Here is a 22,321-nt window from a genome sequence, read left to right as displayed (position 1 = left end):
ATTGTAGCATGATTCCTCTTTGATGTAAAATTATTGAAAACGTTTTTAGTAAATGATATAATGTATATATGGCTAACATGTATTATGAAAAAAATCCAAGTATTGCACATGATATCCATGAACTCCATGTTCGTTTGCTAGACACCCCCATGTCCTTTCTGACAGATGCAGGTGTCTTTAGTAAGAAAATGGTTGATTATGGAAGTCAGGTGCTTTTGAATGCTTTGGAATTAGAAAATAGCGAAGGAAAGAGCTTACTAGATGTCGGTTGTGGCTACGGTCCTTTAGGATTGACCTTGGCAAAAGTCCATGGATTGGATGTCACTATGGTGGATATCAATAGTAGAGCTTTGGAATTAGCAGAGAAAAATGCTAGTAAAAATGGTGTGACAGCAAGCATTTTTCAATCGGACATCTACGAGGCAGTAGAGGGACAATTTGATTATGTCATTTCCAATCCTCCAATCCGTGCTGGTAAGGCAGTGGTTCATCAAGTCATTGCTGGTGCTAAAGAGCATTTAAATGCTGGTGGAAGACTCACAATTGTCATTCAGAAGAAACAGGGAGCACCAAGTGCTAAAAAACGGATGGAAGAAGTATTTGGTAATTGTCAAATAATCAAGAAAGACAAAGGATACTATATCCTTGAAAGTGTGAAAGAATGAGAGCAGTTGATTTAATTCAGAAAAAACGAGATGGCTTGGAGTTGACTACTGAGGAAATTCAATGGCTGATTGAAGATTACGTGGATGGTAGTGTGCCGGATTATCAGATGTCAGCCTTGGCTATGGCTATTTATTTCAAAGGGATGTCTACCCGAGAAATATCAGATTTAACTATGGCTATGGTTCACTCAGGTGAGGAAATTGACCTGTCAGCTATTGATGGTGTCAAGGTTGATAAGCATTCGACTGGTGGAGTTGGGGATAAGGTAACCTTGATACTTGCGCCACTTGTAGCTAGTTTTGGAGTTCCAGTTGCCAAGATGAGTGGTCGGGGCTTGGGGCATACTGGCGGTACGCTCGATAAACTGGAGTCAATCAAAGGCTATCAAATCGAAGTTAGTCAAGAAGACTTTATCAAGCAAGTCCAGGAAACTGGTGTGGCTGTTATTGGTCAATCGGACAATCTTGTTAAGGCAGATAAACTACTTTATGCCCTTCGTGATGTGACAGCAACGGTTGATATCATTCCATTGATTGCGAGCTCTGTCATGTCTAAAAAGATTGCAGCAGGTGCAGATGCCATTCTTCTTGATGTCACTGTTGGTGAAGGTGCCTTCATGAAGAATATTGAAGATGCGCGCGTTCTGGCTCGTACGATGGTTGACCTTGGTAAAGCTGTCGGTCGTAAAACGGTAGCGGTTTTGACCGATATGTCCCAGCCAGTTGGTACTTCGATTGGTAACCGCTTGGAAATTTTAGAAGCTTTAGAGATTCTTCAAGGAAATGGCAGAGCAGATGTGACAGAGTTCATCTGTGAATTAGCTCAGATTATGCTCAGTCTAGCAAATGTTGAGAAAACGGTTGAAGAAGTTCGCCAGCATATCGAAAATGGTGCTGCACTTAAGAAATTTGAAGAAATGATTGTCGCGCAAGGTGGCGACTTAGAAGATCTCTATCGTCCCGTTAAGGTTAGTCAACAAGTAGATATTTTATCAGAAAAAGATGGCTATATCACCGCTTTGCCTGCCCTGGAGTTCGGACTATTTGCTATGAAAATTGGTGCTGGTCGTGCTGTTAAGACAGATCATCTAGACTACGAAACAGGTATTGTCTTCCATAAGAAAGTCGGAGAAGCAATTGCCAAGGGTGAAAAAATCGCCACAATATATGCAAATGAAAATATTTCGGAAAACATGCTTACAAATTTCCAAAAAAATGTTAGAATAGATAAAGTAAGTGTAAAAACGAAAGAAATTCTAGAAATTATTTCGTAATGTACGGAGAAAATTAGAATGAAATTAAATAAATACATTGATCACACAGTCTTGAAACCCGAAACAACTCGGGAACAAGTTGAAAAAGTTTTAGCAGAGGCTAGAGAATATGACTTTGCAAGTGTCTGCATTAATCCAACTTGGGTGAGCTATGCCGCCCAAGAACTCAAAGACAGTGATGTAAAAGTCTGTACTGTAATTGGTTTCCCATTGGGTGCCAATACGCCTGCTGTTAAGGCTTTTGAAACCAAAGACGCTATTGAAAATGGCGCAGATGAGATTGATATGGTCATCAATATCGGTGCCTTGAAAAATAAGAACTATGATCTTGTATTAGAAGATATTAAGGCAGTGGTAGATGCAAGTGGAGACAAACTCGTTAAAGTCATCATTGAGGCTTGTCTTTTGACTGACGAAGAAAAGGTAAAAGCTTGCGAATTATCAAAAGAAGCAGGTGCTGATTTTGTGAAGACATCAACTGGTTTCTCAACTGGAGGTGCCACTGTTGCTGATGTAACTTTAATGAGAAAAACAGTTGGACCGGACATGGGTGTTAAAGCATCTGGAGGTGCTCGCTCTTATGAGGATGCGGTTGCTTTCATTGAGGCCGGTGCTAACCGTATAGGTGCTTCTTCTGGTGTTGCAATCATGAAGGGAGAAAAGGCAGATGGCGACTACTAACCTGATTGATTTGTCTATCGAAGTTAGCAAAAATGCCTATGTACCTTATTCAAAGTTCCCGATTGGAGCTGTACTTGTTGCTAAAGATGGTCAAATCTTTACTGGTGTCAATATTGAAAATGCTAGTTTTGGATTGACAAATTGTGGGGAACGAACAGCTATTTTTAAAGCAGTTTCAGAAGGTGTACAAGACTTCTCGGAGTTGATTGTTTATGGAGAAACAGAAAAACCTGTTTCCCCTTGTGGAGCATGTCGTCAGGTGATGGCGGAATTTTTTGAGCAGGATCTAAAGGTGACCTTGGTTGCTAAAGATAAATCGACAGTCGAGATGACAGTCGGGGAATTACTTCCGTATTCTTTTACAGACTTAAATTAGGTTTGTAAAGCAGTCTTTAGGCTGTAATAATATTTCATCACTGCAACTTTTTGTTGCCAAAGAATTTTTTAGGAGGGTTCAGAAATGAACAAGAAACTTGTTGGTTTGGGTGTTGTATCACTTGCAGCACTTACTCTTGCTGCCTGCGGTAGCCGTACATCAAATACTTCGTCAGATTCATCTATAAAAGCTGCAATCGTTACTGATATCGGTGGTGTAGAGGACCGTTCATTTAACCAATCAGCTTGGGAAGGTTTGACAGCTTGGGGTAAGGAAGCTGGACTTGAGAAAGGTAGTGGTTATGATTATTTCCAATCTGCTAGTGAGTCTGACTATGTAACAAACCTTGATTCAGCTGTTTCAGGTGGTTACAACCTTGTCTTCGGTATCGGTTTTGCCTTGGAGTCTGCAATTGCTGAAGTAGCGCCAAACAATACAGATACTAAATATGTTATTGTTGACTCTGTAGTTCCTGATCTCGACAACGTTGTTAGTGTAGGCTTTGCTGATCACCAAGCTTCATATTTGGCAGGTGTTGCAGCAGCTAAATCAACAAAAACTAACCACGTTGGATTTATCGGTGGTATGGAAGGTGTCGTAATCGACCGTTTTGAAGCTGGTTTTGTAGCAGGTGCTAAATCTGTAAATCCTGACATCAAAGTAACTATTGACTATGCTGGTTCATTTGGTGATGCTGCTAAAGGTCAAACCCTTGCTGCTGCTCAATATGCTGTAGGTGCTGACGTAATTTTCCACGCTTCAGGTGGTACTGGTAATGGTGTATTCGCGGCTGCAAAAGCAGAAAACGAAACTCGTAACGAAGCAGATAAAGTTTGGGTAATTGGTGTTGACCGCGACCAATCTGCTGAAGGTGAGTACACATCTAAAGATGGAAAAGCTTCTAACTTTGTATTGGCTTCAACAATCAAAGAAGTTGGTACTGCTGTAAAAGATATTGCAACTAAAGCAGTAGCGGGAGAATTCCCTGGTGGAACAGTTGTTCAATTCTCACTCAAAGACAAAGGTGTAGAATTGGCTGAAACTAACCTTTCAGAAGATGCATCAAAAGCAGTTGCTGAAGCTAAAACAGCAATCATTGATGGTAAAGTTGAAGTTCCAGAAACTCCAGAAAAATAATCTTTTGATTAAAATTTTCCGAATCGGCGACCGAAATCGGTCGCCCTTTTCGGACTGAGAATTTTTCTCAGTAAAGCCTATCAGTCCCTGGTAGGTTTTACTGACAAAAATGATAGTCAGAAAGGAAGAAGATTATGACTAGGGATAATGTCATTGAAATGCGCAATATCACCAAAATTTTCGGTGAATTTGTAGCAAATGACCACATCAACTTACATGTCAGACGAGGTGAAATCCACGCCCTGCTCGGTGAAAATGGTGCTGGGAAATCAACTCTTATGAATATGTTGGCAGGTCTTTTGGAGCCTACCAGCGGTGAAATTGCTATCAATGGTGAGGTTGTTTCAATTGACTCACCTTCAAGGGCCGCTCACTTGGGTATCGGTATGGTTCACCAACATTTCATGCTGGTCGATGCTTTCACTGTTGCAGAAAATATCATTCTTGGTTCAGAAACAACCAAGGCAGGTGTGATTGACCTTAAAAAAGCTATTGCTGAAATCAAAGAACTTTCAGAAAGATACGGTTTGGAAGTTGATCCAACTGCAAAAGTAGCAGATATTTCTGTTGGAGCACAACAGCGTGTAGAAATTTTGAAAACCCTCTACCGTGGTGCCGACCTCTTGATTTTTGATGAGCCTACGGCGGTTTTGACTCCTGCGGAAATAGCAGAGCTTCTGAAGATCATGAAGAAATTGATTGAAGAAGGCAAGTCTATCATTTTGATTACACACAAACTGGACGAAATCCGTGCCGTTGCAGACCGCGTTACCGTTATCCGTCGCGGTAAGTCTATTGAAACCGTTGATGTAGCAGGAGCTACCAACCAAGACTTAGCCGAATGGATGGTAGGACGTTCAGTATCCTTTAAGACTGAAAAAATTGCGTCAAATCCTAAGGAAGTTATCCTTTCTATCAAGGATTTGGTGGTTAATGAAAACCGTGGCATTCCAGCAGTTAAAGGGCTTAACCTTGATGTTCGTGCCGGTGAAGTTGTTGGTATTGCCGGTATTGATGGAAATGGTCAGAGCGAGCTTATTCAAGCTATTACAGGTTTGCGTAAGGTGAAATCAGGCTCAATTACCATCAAAGGTGAAGAAGTTGTTGGTAAAACACCTCGTAAAATCACTGAAATGCAAGTCAGCCACGTTCCAGAAGACCGTCATCGTGATGGATTGGTTCTGCAAATGTCAGTTGCTGAAAATATTGCCCTACAAACTTACTATAAGGAGCCAAATTCGAAAAACGGTATCCTGAACTACAATAAAATTAATGAAAAAGCGCGTCAGCTGATGGAAGAGTTTGATGTGCGTGGGGCGAGTGAGTTAGTGCCTTCTAAGGCTTTGTCAGGTGGTAACCAGCAAAAAGCTATTATTGCCCGTGAAATTGACCGTAATCCAGATCTTCTGATTGTTAGCCAACCTACTCGTGGTTTGGACGTTGGTGCCATTGAATACATCCGTAAACGTTTGATTGCTGAGCGTGACAAAGGGAAAGCCGTCCTAGTTGTCAGCTTTGAATTGGATGAAATTTTGGATGTTTCGGATCGCATTGCCGTTATCCACGATGGTACCATCCATGGTATCGTAGATCCTGCGACAACAAACAAGCAGGAGCTTGGTGTCTTGATGGCAGGCGGAAAATTAGAGAAGGGAGAAAGTCATGCCTAAAAAATATCAGCCTATTGCCATTCCCTTATTGGCAGTTATTTCGGGATTACTCTTAGGTGCCGTCATCATGCTTATTTTTGGCTATAATCCAATTAAGGGTTATGACGAATTATTTTATTCAGCTTTTGGTAATATCAAATCTATCGGAGAAATTTTCCGTGCTATGGCACCACTTATCTTTACCGCTTTAGGTTTTGCTGTGGCAAGTCGAGCTGGTTTCTTCAACGTAGGATTGCCAGGTCAAGCTTATGTAGGTTGGGTTTTCGCAGGTTGGTTTGCCTTGTCTAATCCAGATATGCCTCGTCCAATCCTTATTTTGGCGACAGTCGTAATCGCTATGATTGCGGGTGGTATTGCTGGTTCCATTCCTGGTATACTTCGTGCTTACCTCGGTACTAGTGAGGTTATCGTCACCATCATGATGAACTACATCCTGCTTTACTCATGTAACTATCTTATTCGAGAAGTTTTTTCAAAGGGTTTGATGAAAAATAAGGATTCTACTATAAACGTTTCAGCCAATGCATCTTATCAAATGGAGTGGTTGCGTGAGTTGACAAACAATTCGCGTATGAACCTGGGAATTTTCTTTGCTATCATTGCTGTAGTGGTTATTTGGTTCCTATTGACGAAGACAACCTTAGGTTTTGAAATTCGTTCCGTTGGTTTGAACCCAACTGCATCTGACTACGCAGGTATGTCTGCTAAACGTACGATTATTCTTTCTATGGTGATTTCAGGCGCTCTTGCTGGTCTAGGTGGAGCTATTCAGGGACTTGGCACCTTCCAAAATGTTTATACCCAGAGCACTAATTTGGATATTGGATTCAACGGTATGTCTGTTGCCCTTTTGGCGTCAAACTCACCACTTGGTATTCCATTGGCAGCCTTCCTATTTGGTGTCCTATCTGTTGGTGCACCTGGTATGGGTCGTGCGCAAATTCCACCTGAATTGATTAATGTTGTTACAGCGTCAATCATCTTCTTTATCGGTGTGAAATTTATCTTTGAGCAGTTGCTTAAAGCCAAAAATAAAGCGAAAGGAGCGAAATAAGATGAATATTTCAATTCTTGCCTTACTCATTTCGCAGATGTTGATTTACTCAGCACCATTGATTTTTACCAGTCTTGGGGGTGTCTTCTCTGAGCGTGGTGGTATTGTCAACGTTGGTTTGGAAGGAATCATGGTTATCGGAGCCTTTGCTGGTGTTGTTTTCAATATTGAATTTGCTGAAACATTTGGAAAAGCTACTCCATTGTTAGCTCTCTTAGTTGGTGGTTTAGCAGGTGTTCTATTTGCTGCAATCCATGCCATGGCTACGATTAATTTCCGAGCTGACCACGTTGTTTCCGGTACGGTATTGAACCTTTTAGCACCAGCCATCGGAGTATTTCTTGTAAAAGTTATTTACAACAAGGGGCAAACGGACAGTATTCGTGAATCATTTGGTAAATTTTCATTCCCCGTTTTAGCGGATATTCCTGTAATTGGAGATATTTTCTTCAAAAACACTAGTTTGATGGGATATGTTGCTATTGCAACTGCATTCTTAGCTTGGTTCATTCTTTATAAAACAAAGTTTGGACTTCGCCTTCGTTCAGTTGGTGAGCATCCACAAGCTGCTGATACCCTTGGTATCAATGTCTATGCGATGCGTTATGCAGGTGTGTTGATTGCCGGTTTCCTCGGTGGTGTTGGTGGTGCGGTAAGTGCTCAATCATATAACATCAACTTCTCAGCAACCACAATCGTTGGTACAGGCTTCATCGCCTTGGCCGCTGTAATCTTCGGTAAATGGAATCCAATTGGTGCAATGCTTGCTAGTCTGTTCTTTGGTTTGTCGCAAAGTTTGGTAGTAGTAGGTAGCAAATTACCAGGTTTGAAAGATATTCCAAGTGTTTATCTTCAAATCGCACCATATCTGATTACAGTTGTAGCCCTATCTGCCTTCTTTGGAAAAGCAGTCGCACCAAAAGCAGATGGTGTCAACTATATTAAATCGAAGTAAAAAAACGGTCCTTAAGGACTGTTTTTTCATGAGTTTAGTAATATATAAACGAATTTAAGGTCCAGTGTAGCGTTTTATAATAAGCATGGAAAGAAGAGTTCAAAAATAAATGTCTGGTGGATCTTTTTATTATGAGCTAGAAGCCTGAAGAAGCCGTCTAGATTGTTTTTATGATATACTAGACTACCATTGGAATTATTAGGAGGTAAAGTATGAGTAGACGTTTAGTATTGAATATTGCTATGAGTTTGGACGGTTTTATCGCTCGAACTGACGGGAGTTATGACTGGATAGAAGGGCACGGAACTTCTCAGTATGATACTGCCTTACAGTTTGATAATGCTTCTTTTTTTAACAGTTGTGATACGGTCATTATGGGACGAAAGTCACTGGAAGATTGTCCTTTAGAGATGATTGAGGGCTATCAGGAGAAAGAGTTTATCATTGCAAGTCGGACTGAACAAACCGATTATAAAAATGTTCGCTTTGTGCAGGATATTATTTCAGAAATTCAACGTTTGCGGGCAGAAGAAGGTAGCGATATTTGGCTCTTTGGAGGAGCTGGACTGGTCCAGTCTTGTTTGGAGAACAAACTGATTGATCACCTCATTATCGGTATCATTCCAACAATATTAGGTGCTGGAATTTCCCTATTTGATAAACTCCCAGAAGAGCAGCAGTTGCTATTGATTGAAACGACTGTTACGGATGGAATTGCTATGTTACGTTATGATATTCGAAAGTAAAAAAGGTGAGCTAACGCTCACCTTTTTAAGTATAATATGTTAGTTTTTAACACCAGCTGCAATTTCTGGATTAGCGAAAGCATCGTCAATGATGTCTTTCAATTGTTTTGCAGATGCTTGCATTTTTTGCAATTCAGCATCATTCAATGGGATGTTAACTGGACGAACGATACCATGTGCACCAATGATGGCTGGTTGACCAATGAAGACATCTTCAACACCTTCGTATTGACCAGCTTGGTATACAGACAATGGAAGTACTGATTTTTCATCATCAAAGATTGCTTTTGTAATACGCGCGAGTGCAACACCGATACCATAGTAAGTTGCACCTTTTTTGTTGATGATTGAGTAAGCTGCGTCGCGAACGGATACAAACAAGTCAACAAGACCTTGTTCGTCGATGTCGCGGTTGTATTGCAACCAGTCATACAATTTTACACCAGCAACGTTAGCGTGTGACCAAACTGCAAATTCAGAGTCACCGTGCTCACCCATGATGTAGGCGTGAACAGAACGTGCGTCAATACCGATTTTATCAGCCAAAGCTTGACGGAAACGAGCTGAATCAAGTGAAGTACCTGAACCGATAACGCGTTCTTTAGGGAAACCTGAGAATTTCCAAGTTGAGTAAGTCAAGACATCAACTGGGTTAGCAGCAACAAGGAAAATACCGTTGAAACCAGATTTAACAATTTCTGTAACAATTTGTTTGTTAATACGGAGGTTTTTCTCTACTAATTCAAGGCGAGTCTCACCTGGTTTTTGAGGTAGACCAGCAGTTAATACAACTAGATCTGCATCATGAGCATCTGAATAGTCAGCAGAATAGATTTTCTTAGGTGAAGTGAAAGCTAATGCGTGGCTCAAATCCTCTGCATCACCTTGTGTACGATCCTTATTGATATCAACGATACCTAATTCTTGACCAATACCTTGGTTAACAAGGGCATAAGCATAAGCAGAACCTACGGCACCATCACCGACAAGGATGACTTTTTTGTGTTGTTTAGTTGCAGTCATGTTCTAAACATCTCCTTAGTTTAATTTGGGGATATAAGTTATCCCAACCACTTAACATTCTAGCACTTTTTAAGGTATTTGTCACTTGTGAAAGCTTTGTTGAAAATGTTTACATTACAGTTTCAACGCACGAAATTTTCTTCACAATATGGTATAATAGTTTAGATAAAGACTGTAGAAAAGAGACTGATTTAATGCAGGATAAAAACTTAGTAACGGTTAATTTGACGAATGAAATGAAGACATCATTCATCGATTATGCGATGAGTGTTATTGTTTCACGTGCTTTACCAGATGTACGTGACGGTCTAAAGCCAGTACACCGCCGTATTTTGTACGGAATGAATGAGTTAGGGATTACACCAGATAAACCCCATAAGAAATCAGCCCGTATCACGGGTGATGTTATGGGTAAATATCACCCACACGGTGATGGTGCAATCTATGAGGCCATGGTTCGTATGGCGCAGTGGTGGTCTTATCGCCATATGCTCGTAGATGGCCATGGAAACTTTGGTTCTATGGATGGTGATGGAGCGGCCGCTCAGCGTTATACAGAGGCTCGTATGAGCAAGATTGCGCTTGAGATGCTTCGTGATATTAACAAAAATACAGTAAATTTTGCGGACAACTATGATTCCAGTGAACGTGAGCCAGAAGTATTGCCAGCTCGTTTTCCTAATCTACTTGTTAACGGTACGACAGGGATTGCGGTTGGTATGGCAACCAATATTCCGCCCCACAATTTGGGTGAGACTATCGATGCCGTCAATCTTTTGATTGATAATCCAGAAGCTACAACTCGTGACATTATGGAGGTTATGCCTGGACCAGACTTTCCAACTGGTGCGCTCGTTATGGGCAGATCAGGTATTCATCGCGCCTATGAAACTGGTAAGGGATCAATCGTCTTACGTTCTCGAACTGAGATTGAAGAGTATGGAAATGGTCGCGAGCGTATTGTTGTGACGGAATTTCCGTACATGGTCAATAAGTCTAAAGTTCAAGAACACATTGTAAGGTTGGTTCAAGAGAAACGAATTGACGGTATTACAGCTGTTCGAGATGAATCTAACCGTGAAGGTGTACGATTTGTTATCGAAGTTCGTCGTGATGCCTCAGCCAATGTTATCTTGAACAACCTATTCAAACAAACGCAACTTCAAACCAATTTTAGCTTTAATATGTTGGCCATTCAAAATGGTGTTCCAAAGATTCTCTCCGTTCGTCAGATTTTAGAATCCTATATTGAGCATCAAAAAGAAGTGGTGACGCGCCGTACTCAGTTTGATAAGGAGAAGGCGGAGGCACGTGCTCATATCTTGGAAGGTCTGCTGATTGCCCTTGATCATATTGATGATGTTATTCGCATTATTCGTAATTCTGAAACAGATGCAATTGCACAGGCAGAATTGATGGCTAAGTACAAGTTGTCAGAACGCCAGAGCCAGGCTATCTTAGATATGCGTTTGCGTCGTTTAACTGGATTGGAACGTGACAAGATTCAGGCTGAATATGATGACTTAGTGGCCTTGATTGCTGACTTAGCAGATATTTTGGCTAAGCCTGAGCGTGTTGTTCAGATTATCAAGGAAGAGTTAGAAGAAGTCAAACGTAAATATGATGATCCACGCCGAACGGAATTGATGGTCGGTGAAGTTCTCTCTCTTGAAGATGAGGATTTGATAGAAGAAACGGATGTATTGATTACCTTATCAAATCAAGGCTATATTAAACGTTTGGCTCAAGATGAATTTCAAGCTCAGAAACGTGGCGGACGTGGTGTTCAAGGAACAGGTGTAAAGGACGATGATTTTGTACGTGAGTTGGTATCAACAAGCACACATGATCGCTTATTCTTCTTTACTAATAAAGGTCGTGTTTATCGCCTGAAAGGTTATGAAATTCCTGAGTATGGCCGTACAGCCAAAGGTCTTCCAGTTGTTAACCTCTTAAAACTAGAAGAAAATGAGTCAATTCAAACCATTATCAATGTGACCAAGGAGCAGGAAGAAGGACATTACCTCTTCTTTGCGACCCGTCAAGGAGTGGTCAAACGTACCAGTGTTTCTGAATTTGGTAACATTCGCCAGAACGGCTTGAAGGCTCTTAACCTTAAAGATGATGATGAACTAATTAATGTTTTCTTGACAGACGGTCAAGCAGATGTTATCATGGGGACCAAGTTTGGTTACTCTGTTCGTTTCGTAGAAACTGCCGTTCGTAGCATGAGTCGGATTGCAACAGGTGTTCGTGGTATCACGCTCCGTGACGGAGACCAATTGATTGGTGCAACCATTGTGTCAGATGATCAAGAAGTTTTGGTCTTGACGGAAAATGGATTCGGTAAACGAACACCAGCTAGTGAGTACCCGACTAAGGGACGTGGCGGCAAGGGAATTAAGACCTTGAAAGTAGCTGAGAAAAATGGCTACTTGGCTGGTTTGACAACCATTTCGGGTGATGAAGATATCATGGTTATTACTGATACTGGAGTTATCATCCGAACCAATGTTGCCAATATTTCCCAAACAGGTCGTTCAACCATGGGTGTCAAAGTGATGCGTTTGGATAACGATGCAAAAATTATGACGTTTGCCTTGGTAGATGCTGCAGAAGACAAGGAAGATAAGGAAGAGAAGGTAGTAGAAGAATAGTATGAAACGTATGCGATTAGACAAGGGAAGACGTAAAAAAAGCAACGACTCTATTTGGCGTAGAATCTTATTTGTGCTACTTGTCCTCGTAGCTGTAGCTCTAATTTTCAATAATTCAATTCGAAATATGATAATTGCATGGAATTCCAATAGATATCAAATTAGCAATGTTTCTAAGGAAGAGATTGCAGAAAATCAAAATGCTGAAACTACTTTTGATTTTGCACAAGTAGAGTCAATTTCGACAGAAGCAGTACTTGCTGCTCAGTGGAATGCTCAGCAATTGCCGGTTATTGGTGGAATTGCAATGCCAGACCTGAATTTGAATTTGCCTATTTTTAAAGGACTGTCCAATACTGCACTCATGTATGGAGCTGGTACGATGAAGGAAAACCAAGTGATGGGAGAAGGAAATTATGCCTTAGCAAGTCACCATGTATTCGGTATTTCTGGAGCTAGTGATACACTCTTCTCACGTTTAGAAGATTCTAAAGTAGGTATGAAAATTTATTTAACAGATAAAGAAAAAATTTATACCTACACCGTTACTAGTATTGAATCTGTGACACCTGATAGTGTTTATGTGATTGATGATGTTGAAGGTCAGAATGAAATTACTCTGGTAACTTGTGAGGATGCTGCAGCAACTATGCGTACCATTGTTAAAGGGAAATTTGACAGTAGTATTGACTATGATCAAGCTCCTGAAGAAGTACAGCAAGCATTTAAAAAAACATATAGTCAGATTCAATTATAAGGAGTGGAGTTGTATTGACTTTCCCCCTCGCTTCTCAGAAGTCCTGTCAATGTTACTTGACTGATTTTTACAATTAACTAGACTCCTAAAAAGGGAAGCAGGAAAGATCATAAAAATTTCTATAAGATGATCCAACTTTAGGATCTTCAACGACTGAAGCTAAGACAGGATGACATCTACAACTGGTAGAAGTGAGAATAGTCTTTTGATTTGTTGAACTAACAGATGAAGATAACAAAGCACAATCAAAATGAAAAAATTATGTTAGACTACTAGTTCGGCCCTAGTAGTCTTTTTATAGCTAATTTTTAGCCAGCACTCTCTTTATTGCGAGTGAGAAGAATTGTCGAAGAGAGCTATATGTTACTATTAGATATTTGGCTGTAAGTATAGTAGGCTCTCTCAATTTTATAGTAATGTATTTCTGGAGAGCAACGAAATTTCGATAATTTTCGAAGTCTAGTGGGTGTTTTCATTTTTTTGACTGAGCAAAACTGCATAAAAATAATATCAAAGTCATCATGTAGTTCATACTAAGGTCATTGTCAATAGTGACATATGCCTTGTATTCCAATATCTTTTCTCCGAAATAACTTTAGCAAATTGTGACAGGCTTCCTGGGTCAGTGTTATTGAATTTATTGATAAAATATTTGATTGATTAATCGTAGCATCTCTACAATATTTATTGCAAATAGCCATGATATTATCCTTATTTTTTCACCTCTTTACGAATAGATAGGTAAGGAGGTAAGAAATGTATACTGTAAATTATCAGGAACAGTCGTTGCAGCCACGGGAACGCTTAGTAGAAGTTGGACCTGAGGGACTCAGTAATCAGGAATTATTAGCAATTTTTATTCGGACAGGAACAAAAAAACAGCCAGTTTCAATTTTATCAAATCATTTACTAAGCAAATTAGAAAATTTAGCTAATCTTAAAGATTTCTCTATTGAAGAATTGCAAAAACTTACAGGGATAGGTCGCGTTAAGGCTATTGAGATAAAAGCCATGATTGAACTTGGCAAGCGAATTAATCAGTCGGAACTTCTCCTTGAAGAGCAAATTTTAGGAAGTGAAAAATTAGGCAGACAAATGATGCATGAGCTAGGTGATAAAAAACAGGAACATCTAGTAGCAATTTATCTCAATACTCAGAACAGGATTATTAGCCAACGCACTATTTTTATAGGGAGCGTCAATCGAAGCATTGCTGAACCTAGGGAGATTTTACACTATGCAGTAAAATGTATGGCAACATCGGTCATCATTGTTCATAATCACCCTTCAGGAAATACCGAACCCAGTAAAAATGATTTACTTTTTACTGAAACACTAAAAAAGTCCTGCGATACGCTAGGACTTGTACTTCTAGATCACTTGATTGTTAGTAGACATGGTTACTTCAGTTTTAGAGAAGAAAGTGAATTATGAATTAGTTATTCTTACGCATAAAATAGAGTAATGTCTGAAGTTCACTTGTTAGATCAACATACTGCACAACTACATCTTTAGGAACAGATAGATTAACCGGAGAAAAACTAAGAATTCCTTTAATACCAGCTTCTACAAGTAGATTTGTTACTTCTTGAGCTTTGGAACTGGGAACAGTTAGAATAGCTGTTTGCGCATTAGCAACAGTTATTTTTTCTTTTATACTCGAAATTGCATAAATGGGAATTTGTTCGTCAAAAGTACCTACAGCAGGGCTATCATCTGCTTCAAAGGCCATTACAATTTTCATTTTATTGCGTTCGTGAAAGCGGTAGTGCAACAGGGCACGTCCCATATTTCCGACTCCGACAAGCATTACATTTGTAATGGAGTTATCATTTAATATTTCTGCAAAGAAATTCATAAGTTGCTTGACATCGTAACCAAAACCACGGCGCCCTAACTCACCGAAATAAGAAAAGTCTCGACGGACAGTAGCAGCATCCACCCCAATAGCTTCGGCGATTTCTTTGGAACTAACTTTTTCAATATTACCAGCGTGGAATTTCTTGAAAATACGGTAATAGATTGAAAGTCTTTTTGCAGTGGCACGAGGTATTTCATTATTTTTAGTAGTTTTCACAATCTTTCTCCTATTATTTATTTTCTCTAGGTATATTCTAGTAAAAGTTTGTGAAAAAATCAACAGATTAGTATGAAAAATACAAAAAAAGACTAGGAGAGGAGAGCTCTATCCAGGATGTTAAAGCAGAATCCTAACAATTGGAGTAAAGTTCACTACCACTAGCCTTTTAAATTCGTAATAGAGAAGATAAAAAATTACTCTTGCTATCACATTATTTTAAGTATTCTAACTCTTGAACGATATCACTTTTAAGAGTTAGAAAGGTGATAAGACAGATAATTTTACACGGTTGTATATTATATCATTGAGATAATTAGTTCGCTTCCTTAGTGAAGATATTTCGATCGACTAAACTTTCCATTAAAAAGTAAAATTTTTCTTGAATAACAGTATTTGCTTCTGCTTTAAAAATATCAACTAACTTCAAACCAGACTTATCTGTAATATTGATTTTAAAACCAGTTAATTCTGGATTGATGATGATTTTTAGGAGGAAGCCTTGATTTGAATTAGGAACTTCTTCTAGCATTCGTGTTAATTGGTAGTTACCCACTTTAGTTTGCTCAAAAGTGTTATCTCGCAAGGTATATTTTTTCACTCCAGACTGGATAGTGTAGCGATAAGCACAGTTTTTCAGTGCTACAGTTTGTTCAAACGCCATTTAATGTGAGCCTCCGATAATATTTTTTAAAGTCTCAGCAAGAGTCTCCATATCTTGCTGGCTGGTAGTGTCTGTCAAGCTTATACGGATAGATTCTCGTAGCCGAGGTGAATTTTCCCCATACATAGCTTCTAGAACGTGACTATTTTGGACGACACCTGCTGTGCAGGCTGATCCATTTGAAACAGCAATTCCTGATAAATCAAGTTTCATTAATAACTGCTCGTTTAGTTGATTTGGGAATCCGATATTGATAATATGAGGAAGTTGTTGTTCGGTTTGATTGAGGTAGTGGATTAGGCCATCGAGTTTGGATAAAAAGTTATTTTTTAATTCCATAATAGTTCGATAGGACTGAATTTGCTGCTGTTCCTGATCTTTTAGAGCTGTGGCCATTGCAGCAATACTTGCTAAGTTTTCAGTACCAGCTCTGTGCTGATTTTCTTGTTTGCCACCATGGATAAGGGAATCGAATTTAGGAATGCGGCTGTAGAGAAATCCAACTCCTTTTGGACCATGAAATTTATGTGCTGATGCAGAGAGGAAGTCTATTCCTAATGATTCTGGGTGAACAGGAATTTTCCCCATTACTTGCACAGCATCAACATGAAATTGAGCTTGGTGGTTTCGTAAAATATTTCCTATTTCAGAGATAGGTAAGAGAGCACCGGTTTCATTATTAGCATACATTACACTAACTAAAATAGTATCTGGCCTAAGTGCATCTTGGATTTGCTGAGCGGTGATAACTTGGTTTTGTGGTTGTAGATAAGTAACTTCAAAACCAAAACGTTTTTCAAGATAATCCATGGTATCTAGGACAGAGTGATGCTCAATAGCTGTTGTAATCAGATGTTTTCCCTTATCTTGATTGGCTAAAGCATAACCTTTAAGTGCTAAATTATTGGCTTCAGAGCCACCAGAAGTAAAAATAATCTGGTCTGATTGTGCTTGTAAACAGGTAGCAATATCTTGTCTAGCTTGCCTAAGAATTTGATTTGCCTTTCGACCAAATCCGTGAATACTTGAGGGATTTCCAAAAATATCTTTCGAAACAGTTACAAGGGTTTCGAAGGCGGCAGGAGAAAGGGCTGTAGTAGCTGCATTATCTAAGTAGATCAAGAACAACCTCCCTGTTTTATTTATTTGGATCAGTAAAGTTAAAGAGTGGACTGACTGGACGACGTTCTTGGATACGGATAATGGCATCTGCAATTAGTTCACTTGCCGTAATGAAGGCGATATTCTTCGGATATTGTCCGCGGAAAGCAACGGAGTCGGTTACCAGCACCTCTTTTATAGGGGAATCGTTAAGAAGCTGAGTTGCGGTTTCGGCAAAAAGTCCATGGCTAGCAACAGCGAAAATTTCTGTTGCTCCACCTTCTTGCACGATACGAGCTGCTTCTGCAAATGTCTTGCCTGTATTGAGAATATCATCAATTAGGATTGCAGTTTTTCCTGCTACATCTCCAATAATATAGCCTTCTGCACGGTTAGAGTCATCTTCTTGTGCGTAATCAATGATAGCAATAGGTGAGTTAAGGTATTCAGCTAGACTGCGAGCGCGTTTGATACCAGAATTTTTAGGGCTAACGATAACAATATTTTCACCACAGAGTCCTTTGTCCATATAATGATATGCAAATAGAGGTACAGTAAAGAGGTTATCCACGGGAATATCAAAGAAGCCTTGTACCTGAACAGCATGGAGATCCAAAGTGAGGACGCGATCAACACCAGCTTTTACCAACATATTTGCAACTAATTTAGCTGTGATAGGTTCGCGTGGAGCAGCCGTTCTATCTTGACGCGCATAACCAAAGTATGGCATGACTACTGTCACAGAATTGGCTGATGCTCGTTTGCAGGCATCTACCATGATAAGCAACTCCCAGAGGTGATTATTGACAGGGTAACTGGTTGATTGGATAATATAAACATCTACCCCACGTACACTCTCTTCAATATTAATCTGGATTTCACCGTCTGAAAATTGACGGGAAGACATTTTTCCTAGAGGAATACCAGCGGCTTGAGAAATTTTTTCAGCAATTTCAGGATTTGCATTGAGAGAGAAAAGTTTGATTTGTTTATCACCGTATGGTTGTACCATGTGTATGCTCCTTTTTTTTCGATATTCCTATTTTACCAAATTTTAAAATTTTTTTCAGTAAAGAAAATAAAAATCAGCCTTATTTGGCTGGTTTTATACTAGCAGCAGTTCGAGCAACCTTGCTACTGGCGTATTTAAATTGAATAGAACGTTTTTTGAGGTAATAGTCAAAGGCGATTTTTCCTTCTTCAGAATTTAGAACTTCAACTTCTAGTTCATAATCGATGTTGCCGTTGTAGGTATTTTCATCAAGGGCCATGAGACCAATAGAGGTTTGTTTTTCGTAGCGCTTGGTTGTCAATTGTCCCCACACTTTGAGTTGGTTAATAGGAATGTCTTCTTTAGAAATGATATCGAAAATCTGTCCAGCTGGTAACTGAAAATCAGCTAATAGACTTTCTGCTTCTGAAAGTGTAAGACTTTGATTGTATTCTTGATTGCCAAGTTTTTGAGGAATCTTTAGTGTTAGTTCTGCTTTGTCGATTAAGGTACGAACTCGAAGAGAAAATCGGTTATTTTTCATATCAAGTTTTTGAGTATCAATGTAATAGTTAGTCTGTTGAATAGGCTCTGTATCTTCAAATTCAGGTAAAAGTCGCTTGTATTCTGATTTTGTTAAAAGGGTCTTGTACTCAATTTCTAAATGTACTTTTTTCATAGATGAAAAGCCTTTCATGTGGTATAATAATCTTTGTGTTATTCTATAAAAAAAATAGAAATTTGACAAGAAATAAAAATTGTTCCATAGTTAAATGGATTCCTCGTATTTGTTTTTTGACCAAATAGCATCATAAGAGTTTTTTTGAATGATACAATATGTACTTTTAGCATAATTGGATGATACGAGTTAGACGGCAAGTATAAATATAACGAGTGGTTCTGAGGTCATAGTTTGTGTCAATGGAAATGCTAATTTAGATTTTTTTTGGTAGTGTCCAACACGAGGATGGGAAATGAAGTCCTTCTGGGCTGTCTTAGCTACTAAATTAGTATGAACATTCGAACAAAGAAGAGATCATGGGATAGAATGATGTAGGTGTTTTAGAATGGCAAATAAGGATGGAGCAACACAGACCTTTGGGATTAGGAGGAATAATATGGATTTTAATTGGGAAGAATTTTTAGATCCGTACATTCAAACGGTCGGGGAGTTGAAAATTAAACTCCGTGGAGTGCGTAAGCAGTATCGAAAGGCAAATCGTCATTCTCCAATTGAGTTTGTGACAGGAAGGGTTAAGCCAATTGAGTCTATTAGGGAAAAAATGGCTTTAAGGCATATTGAACTAGAAAACCTAGCTCAAGACATGCAGGATATAGCTGGTATTCGAATTATGGTACAATTTGTAGATGATGTGGAAGAAGTGCTTGCTATTCTTCGAAAACGTAAGGATATGCAAATTGTTCATGAGCGTGATTATATTACTAATATGAAAGCATCTGGGTATCGTTCTTACCATGTTGTTGTAGAATATCCTGTTGATACGATTAGGGGGAACGAGACAATTTTGGCAGAGATACAGATTCGAACCCTTTCTATGAATTTTTGGGCGACAATTGAACATTCATTAAACTATAAATATAAAGGGAATTTTCCAGAAGAAATCAAACAACGATTGGAAATTACCTCCAAGATTGCTTACCAATTAGATGAGGAGATGCGAAAAATCCGTGACGATATTCAGGAGGCGCAGGCTTTGTTTGATCCTGCCCACAGAAAGCTGAATGATGGTGTGGGAAATAGCGACGATACAGATGAAGAATACAGATAGAAAAAAAATTGCTCTACTATCAAGTAAGAATCCGAGAAGCCAAGTAGTTTCTCAAGAGTTATGGACGAAACTCAAAGAGGCTAACTTCATCTTGACTCCTAAAAATCCAGATATTGTGATTTCGATTGGCGGTGATGGGATGCTTCTATCAGCTTTTCATAAGTATGAAAAATTGATAGATAAGGTTCGTTTTGTCGGTGTTCACACTGGACATTTGGGTTTTTATACAGACTACCGTGACTTTGAGGTGGATAAGCTGATTGACAATCTAAAATTGGATACTGGGGCGCGTGTCTCCTATCCGATTTTGAATGTTAAGGTACGACTCATGGATGGACGAGTGATAACCATGCGAGCCTTAAATGAAGCAACAGTCAAACGTTTGTCCAAGACGATGGTAGCGGATGTCTATATCAATGGTGTGGCCTTTGAGCGTTTCCGTGGTGATGGAATTTCAGTTTCGACTCCAACAGGATCTACAGCTTACAACAAGTCGCTAGGAGGAGCAGTATTGCATCCAACCATTGAAGCCTTACAGATTGCTGAAGTAGCTAGTCTTAACAATCGTGTTTATCGGACTTTAGGATCGTCTATCGTGGTACCTAAGAAAGATAAAATTATTTTGGAGCCTAAGCATGATGATCGTTACTCCATTTCGATTGACAATAGAACCTTTGTCTACGATAATATAGCTCTGATTGAGTATCAAATGGATAACAGTAAAATTCATTTTGTAGCAACACCCAGTCATACTAGTTTTTGGAATAGGGTTAAAGATGCCTTCATCGGAGAGGTGGAGTAATGCGATTTGAATTTATTGCTGACCAGCACGTTAAGGTAAAGGTATTTTTGAAGAAACACGGCGTTTCCAAAAGCCTATTGGCTAAGATTAAATATACTGGTGGGCATATTTGGGTTAATGATCATGAGGAACGGTCGACGTATTTGCTTGATATAGGTGATAAGGTTACAATTGATATACCTGCTGAAGAGGATGTGACAGGGCAACTGGAGCCGATTGACTTTCCTTTGGATATTCTCTATGAGGATGGGAATTTTTTAGCTATAAACAAACCAATTGGCTACGCCTCTATTCCAAGTTCGATTCATTCGTCAACCATAGCGAATTTTGTTAAAGGATATTTAGTCAAACAGAATTATGAGAATAAGCAGGTTCATATTGTGACGCGCTTGGATAGGGATACATCAGGAATTATGCTTTTTGCTAAGCATGGTTATGCTCATGCTAGATTGGACAAGCAGCTACAGGAAAAAAAGATCCTTAAACGTTATTTTGCCTTGGTAAAGGGTGCAGGTCCGCTAGACGAAGTCGGTGAGATTATTGCCCCAATCGGTAGATCTACAGATAGCATTATTACTCGTTGCGTGACCAAGGAAGGTAAGTATGCTCATACTTCTTATCGTCTGGTGAAGTCTTGGGGCGATGTACATCTAGTGGATATACAACTTCACACAGGGCGAACTCATCAGATACGGGTGCATTTTTCTCATATTGGTTTTCCTCTTCTGGGGGATGATTTATATGAAGGTTGTCTAGATTTGGGTATTGACCGTCAGGCTCTACATTGTCATAATTTAGTATTTGACAATCCTTTTACAGCCGAAAGGATTGATTTGGAAGCTAGATTACCAAGTGATTTTCAGGCTGTTATAAATATGTTAAATAATAATTAAAAATTTAAGGAGACTTAAAATGGAAATTCGGAATTTATTCGGTGAAATGAAACATAAAATCGTAGGTAAAAGACTACGTATTGTTTTCCCAGAAGGAACAGATGAGCGTGTGGTTCGTGCTGCGGCACGTTTGAAGTTTGAAGGTTTGGCAGAGCCAATTATCCTCGGTGTACCGGAAGAAGTACATAATTTGCTGACTGAATTTGGTTTTTCAAACCCTGGTATTACTGTGATTGACCCTAATAACTATGCCAATTTTGATGCTATGAAGCAAGAATTTGTCACACTTCGCAAGGGCAAAGTTGATGAAGTACAGGCTGATGAAATCTTGCGTGATGTCAACTACTTTGGTGTTATGTTAGTTCAACTTGGGTTGGCAGAAGGTATGGTTTCAGGTGCCGCTCACTCTACAGCAGATACGGTTCGTCCTGCATTGCAGATTATTAAAACGAAACCAGGTGTAAAACGTACTTCAGGGGTTTTCCTCATGGTTAGAGATGAGCATAAGTATATTTTTGGTGACTGTGCTATTAATATTGAACCAGATGCAGAGACATTAGCAGAGATTGCTATTCAATCAGCGGAGACAGCAAAAACATTTGGTATAACTCCAAGGATTGCAATGATTTCTTACTCAACAAAGGGTTCTGGTTCGGGTCCGCGAGTAGATAAGGTTGTAGAGGCGACTCGTATTGCTCAGGAACTTCGTCCAGATCTTATGATTGATGGTGAAATGCAAATGGATGCTGCCTTAGAACCAAACACTGCTCGACTAAAAGCACCAGATAGCCCTGTTGCAGGTCAAGCTAATGTTTTTGTATTTCCTGCTATTGAGGCTGGAAATATTGCCTATAAAATTACGGAACGTTTGGGCGGATTTGAGGCAGTAGGCCCAGTACTTCAAGGACTAAACAAGCCAGTCAACGATCTTTCTCGTGGATGTAGTTCTGAAGACGTGTATAAACTTGGAATTATCACAGCTGCACAAGCAGTAGATGCTTTATAAAA

At 39.4% G+C, this 22,321-nt stretch carries 22 protein-coding genes; 16 read left to right on the top strand and 6 right to left on the bottom strand.

All coding sequences use genetic code 11. From position 1 onward, the window contains the following. Window positions 1-68 precede the first annotated feature (68 nt). The 9 genes from AC4CS8_RS05415 to AC4CS8_RS05375 all read left to right on the top strand — a co-directional run bounded on the left by AC4CS8_RS05415 (window position 69) and on the right by AC4CS8_RS05375 (window position 8,558). On the top strand, window positions 69-665 hold the full coding sequence (locus AC4CS8_RS05415) for a class I SAM-dependent methyltransferase (protein WP_493892313.1): 597 nt from the start codon (window positions 69-71) through the stop codon (window positions 663-665). Further along, window positions 662-1,939, top strand: coding sequence for a pyrimidine-nucleoside phosphorylase (locus tag AC4CS8_RS05410; RefSeq protein ID WP_493892312.1), 1,278 nt, complete (start codon window positions 662-664; stop codon window positions 1,937-1,939). Before AC4CS8_RS05415 ends, AC4CS8_RS05410 begins: the two co-directional genes overlap by 4 nt. Before the next feature lie 18 nt (window positions 1,940-1,957). Then, the gene (gene deoC, locus AC4CS8_RS05405) at window positions 1,958-2,620 is read left to right on the top strand and encodes a deoxyribose-phosphate aldolase (RefSeq protein ID WP_493892311.1); all 663 of its coding nucleotides are present in this window, start codon (window positions 1,958-1,960) and stop codon (window positions 2,618-2,620) included. Next, window positions 2,607-2,996 carry a cytidine deaminase gene (locus tag AC4CS8_RS05400; protein WP_493892310.1) on the top strand — a complete coding sequence of 130 codons (390 nt, stop codon included), beginning with the start codon at window positions 2,607-2,609 and terminating at the stop codon, window positions 2,994-2,996. The genes deoC and AC4CS8_RS05400 overlap by 14 nt, the downstream gene beginning before the upstream one ends. A gap of 84 nt (window positions 2,997-3,080) precedes the next feature. Next, complete coding sequence (locus AC4CS8_RS05395; protein WP_493892309.1) at window positions 3,081-4,133, top strand: BMP family lipoprotein; 1,053 nt, start codon at window positions 3,081-3,083, stop codon at window positions 4,131-4,133. 134 nt (window positions 4,134-4,267) lie between these two features. Then, on the top strand, window positions 4,268-5,803 hold the full coding sequence (locus AC4CS8_RS05390) for an ABC transporter ATP-binding protein (RefSeq protein ID WP_493892308.1): 1,536 nt from the start codon (window positions 4,268-4,270) through the stop codon (window positions 5,801-5,803). Beyond that, window positions 5,796-6,857: an ABC transporter permease gene (locus AC4CS8_RS05385; RefSeq protein WP_493892307.1), complete on the top strand. Its 1,062-nt coding sequence runs from the start codon at window positions 5,796-5,798 to the stop codon at window positions 6,855-6,857. Before AC4CS8_RS05390 ends, AC4CS8_RS05385 begins: the two co-directional genes overlap by 8 nt. A 1-nt stretch (window position 6,858) precedes the next feature. After that, entirely contained in the window at window positions 6,859-7,812 is a 954-nt protein-coding gene (locus tag AC4CS8_RS05380; RefSeq protein ID WP_493892306.1) for an ABC transporter permease, read from the top strand. Window positions 7,813-8,024: 212 nt separating this feature from the next. Next, window positions 8,025-8,558, top strand: coding sequence for a dihydrofolate reductase family protein (locus AC4CS8_RS05375; protein ID WP_493892305.1), 534 nt, complete (start codon window positions 8,025-8,027; stop codon window positions 8,556-8,558). A 39-nt stretch (window positions 8,559-8,597) separates the two neighbouring features. On the opposite strand, the gene AC4CS8_RS05370 is transcribed toward AC4CS8_RS05375, so the two are convergent. Continuing rightward, entirely contained in the window at window positions 8,598-9,581 is a 984-nt protein-coding gene (locus AC4CS8_RS05370) for an L-lactate dehydrogenase (protein ID WP_493892304.1), read from the bottom strand. A 194-nt stretch (window positions 9,582-9,775) separates the two neighbouring features. Here AC4CS8_RS05370 and gyrA point away from each other — a divergent pair, with 194 nt between their 5' ends. From gyrA to radC, 3 genes are all read left to right on the top strand, one after another. After that, window positions 9,776-12,238, top strand: a complete 2,463-nt coding sequence (gyrA, locus tag AC4CS8_RS05365) for a DNA gyrase subunit A (RefSeq protein ID WP_493892303.1) — start codon at window positions 9,776-9,778, stop codon at window positions 12,236-12,238. 1 nt (window position 12,239) lies between these two features. Next, window positions 12,240-12,995 (top strand): class A sortase, encoded by a 756-nt coding sequence (locus AC4CS8_RS05360; protein WP_493892302.1) that lies wholly within the window; start codon window positions 12,240-12,242, stop codon window positions 12,993-12,995. Window positions 12,996-13,751: 756 nt separating this feature from the next. Beyond that, the gene (radC, locus tag AC4CS8_RS05355; RefSeq protein ID WP_493892301.1) at window positions 13,752-14,429 is read left to right on the top strand and encodes a RadC family protein; all 678 of its coding nucleotides are present in this window, start codon (window positions 13,752-13,754) and stop codon (window positions 14,427-14,429) included. A gap of 1 nt (window position 14,430) precedes the next feature. On the opposite strand, the gene AC4CS8_RS05350 is transcribed toward radC, so the two are convergent. The 5 genes from AC4CS8_RS05350 to AC4CS8_RS05330 all read right to left on the bottom strand — a co-directional run bounded on the left by AC4CS8_RS05350 (window position 14,431) and on the right by AC4CS8_RS05330 (window position 18,507). Then, a complete protein-coding gene (locus AC4CS8_RS05350) occupies window positions 14,431-15,072 on the bottom strand; it encodes a redox-sensing transcriptional repressor Rex (RefSeq protein WP_493892300.1) in 642 nt (213 codons plus the stop codon). Window positions 15,073-15,388: 316 nt separating this feature from the next. After that, entirely contained in the window at window positions 15,389-15,736 is a 348-nt protein-coding gene (locus AC4CS8_RS05345) for a DUF1831 domain-containing protein (RefSeq protein ID WP_493892299.1), read from the bottom strand. After that, window positions 15,737-16,858 (bottom strand): cysteine desulfurase family protein, encoded by a 1,122-nt coding sequence (locus tag AC4CS8_RS05340; RefSeq protein ID WP_493892298.1) that lies wholly within the window; start codon window positions 16,856-16,858, stop codon window positions 15,737-15,739. Window positions 16,859-16,874: 16 nt separating this feature from the next. Then, window positions 16,875-17,849 (bottom strand): ribose-phosphate diphosphokinase, encoded by a 975-nt coding sequence (locus AC4CS8_RS05335; protein ID WP_493892297.1) that lies wholly within the window; start codon window positions 17,847-17,849, stop codon window positions 16,875-16,877. 79 nt (window positions 17,850-17,928) lie between these two features. Continuing rightward, window positions 17,929-18,507 carry a CYTH domain-containing protein gene (locus AC4CS8_RS05330; protein WP_493892296.1) on the bottom strand — a complete coding sequence of 193 codons (579 nt, stop codon included), beginning with the start codon at window positions 18,505-18,507 and terminating at the stop codon, window positions 17,929-17,931. Window positions 18,508-18,946: 439 nt separating this feature from the next. Between AC4CS8_RS05330 and yjbM the strand changes: the two genes are divergently transcribed. The 4 genes from yjbM to pta are packed head-to-tail and all read left to right on the top strand — an operon-like array spanning window position 18,947 to window position 22,319. Next, window positions 18,947-19,618, top strand: coding sequence for a GTP diphosphokinase (yjbM, locus tag AC4CS8_RS05325; protein ID WP_493892295.1), 672 nt, complete (start codon window positions 18,947-18,949; stop codon window positions 19,616-19,618). Next, window positions 19,602-20,420: an NAD kinase gene (locus AC4CS8_RS05320; RefSeq protein WP_493892294.1), complete on the top strand. Its 819-nt coding sequence runs from the start codon at window positions 19,602-19,604 to the stop codon at window positions 20,418-20,420. The genes yjbM and AC4CS8_RS05320 overlap by 17 nt, the downstream gene beginning before the upstream one ends. Continuing rightward, a complete protein-coding gene (locus AC4CS8_RS05315) occupies window positions 20,420-21,313 on the top strand; it encodes an RluA family pseudouridine synthase (RefSeq protein ID WP_493892293.1) in 894 nt (297 codons plus the stop codon). The genes AC4CS8_RS05320 and AC4CS8_RS05315 overlap by 1 nt, the downstream gene beginning before the upstream one ends. Window positions 21,314-21,332: 19 nt before the next feature. Continuing rightward, on the top strand, window positions 21,333-22,319 hold the full coding sequence (gene pta, locus AC4CS8_RS05310; protein WP_493892292.1) for a phosphate acetyltransferase: 987 nt from the start codon (window positions 21,333-21,335) through the stop codon (window positions 22,317-22,319). Window positions 22,320-22,321 lie beyond the last annotated feature (2 nt).

The sequence above is a fragment of the Streptococcus sp. NSSLK0004 genome, assembly GCF_059039125.1.
This window is presented reverse-complemented; position numbering and strand designations above follow the sequence as displayed.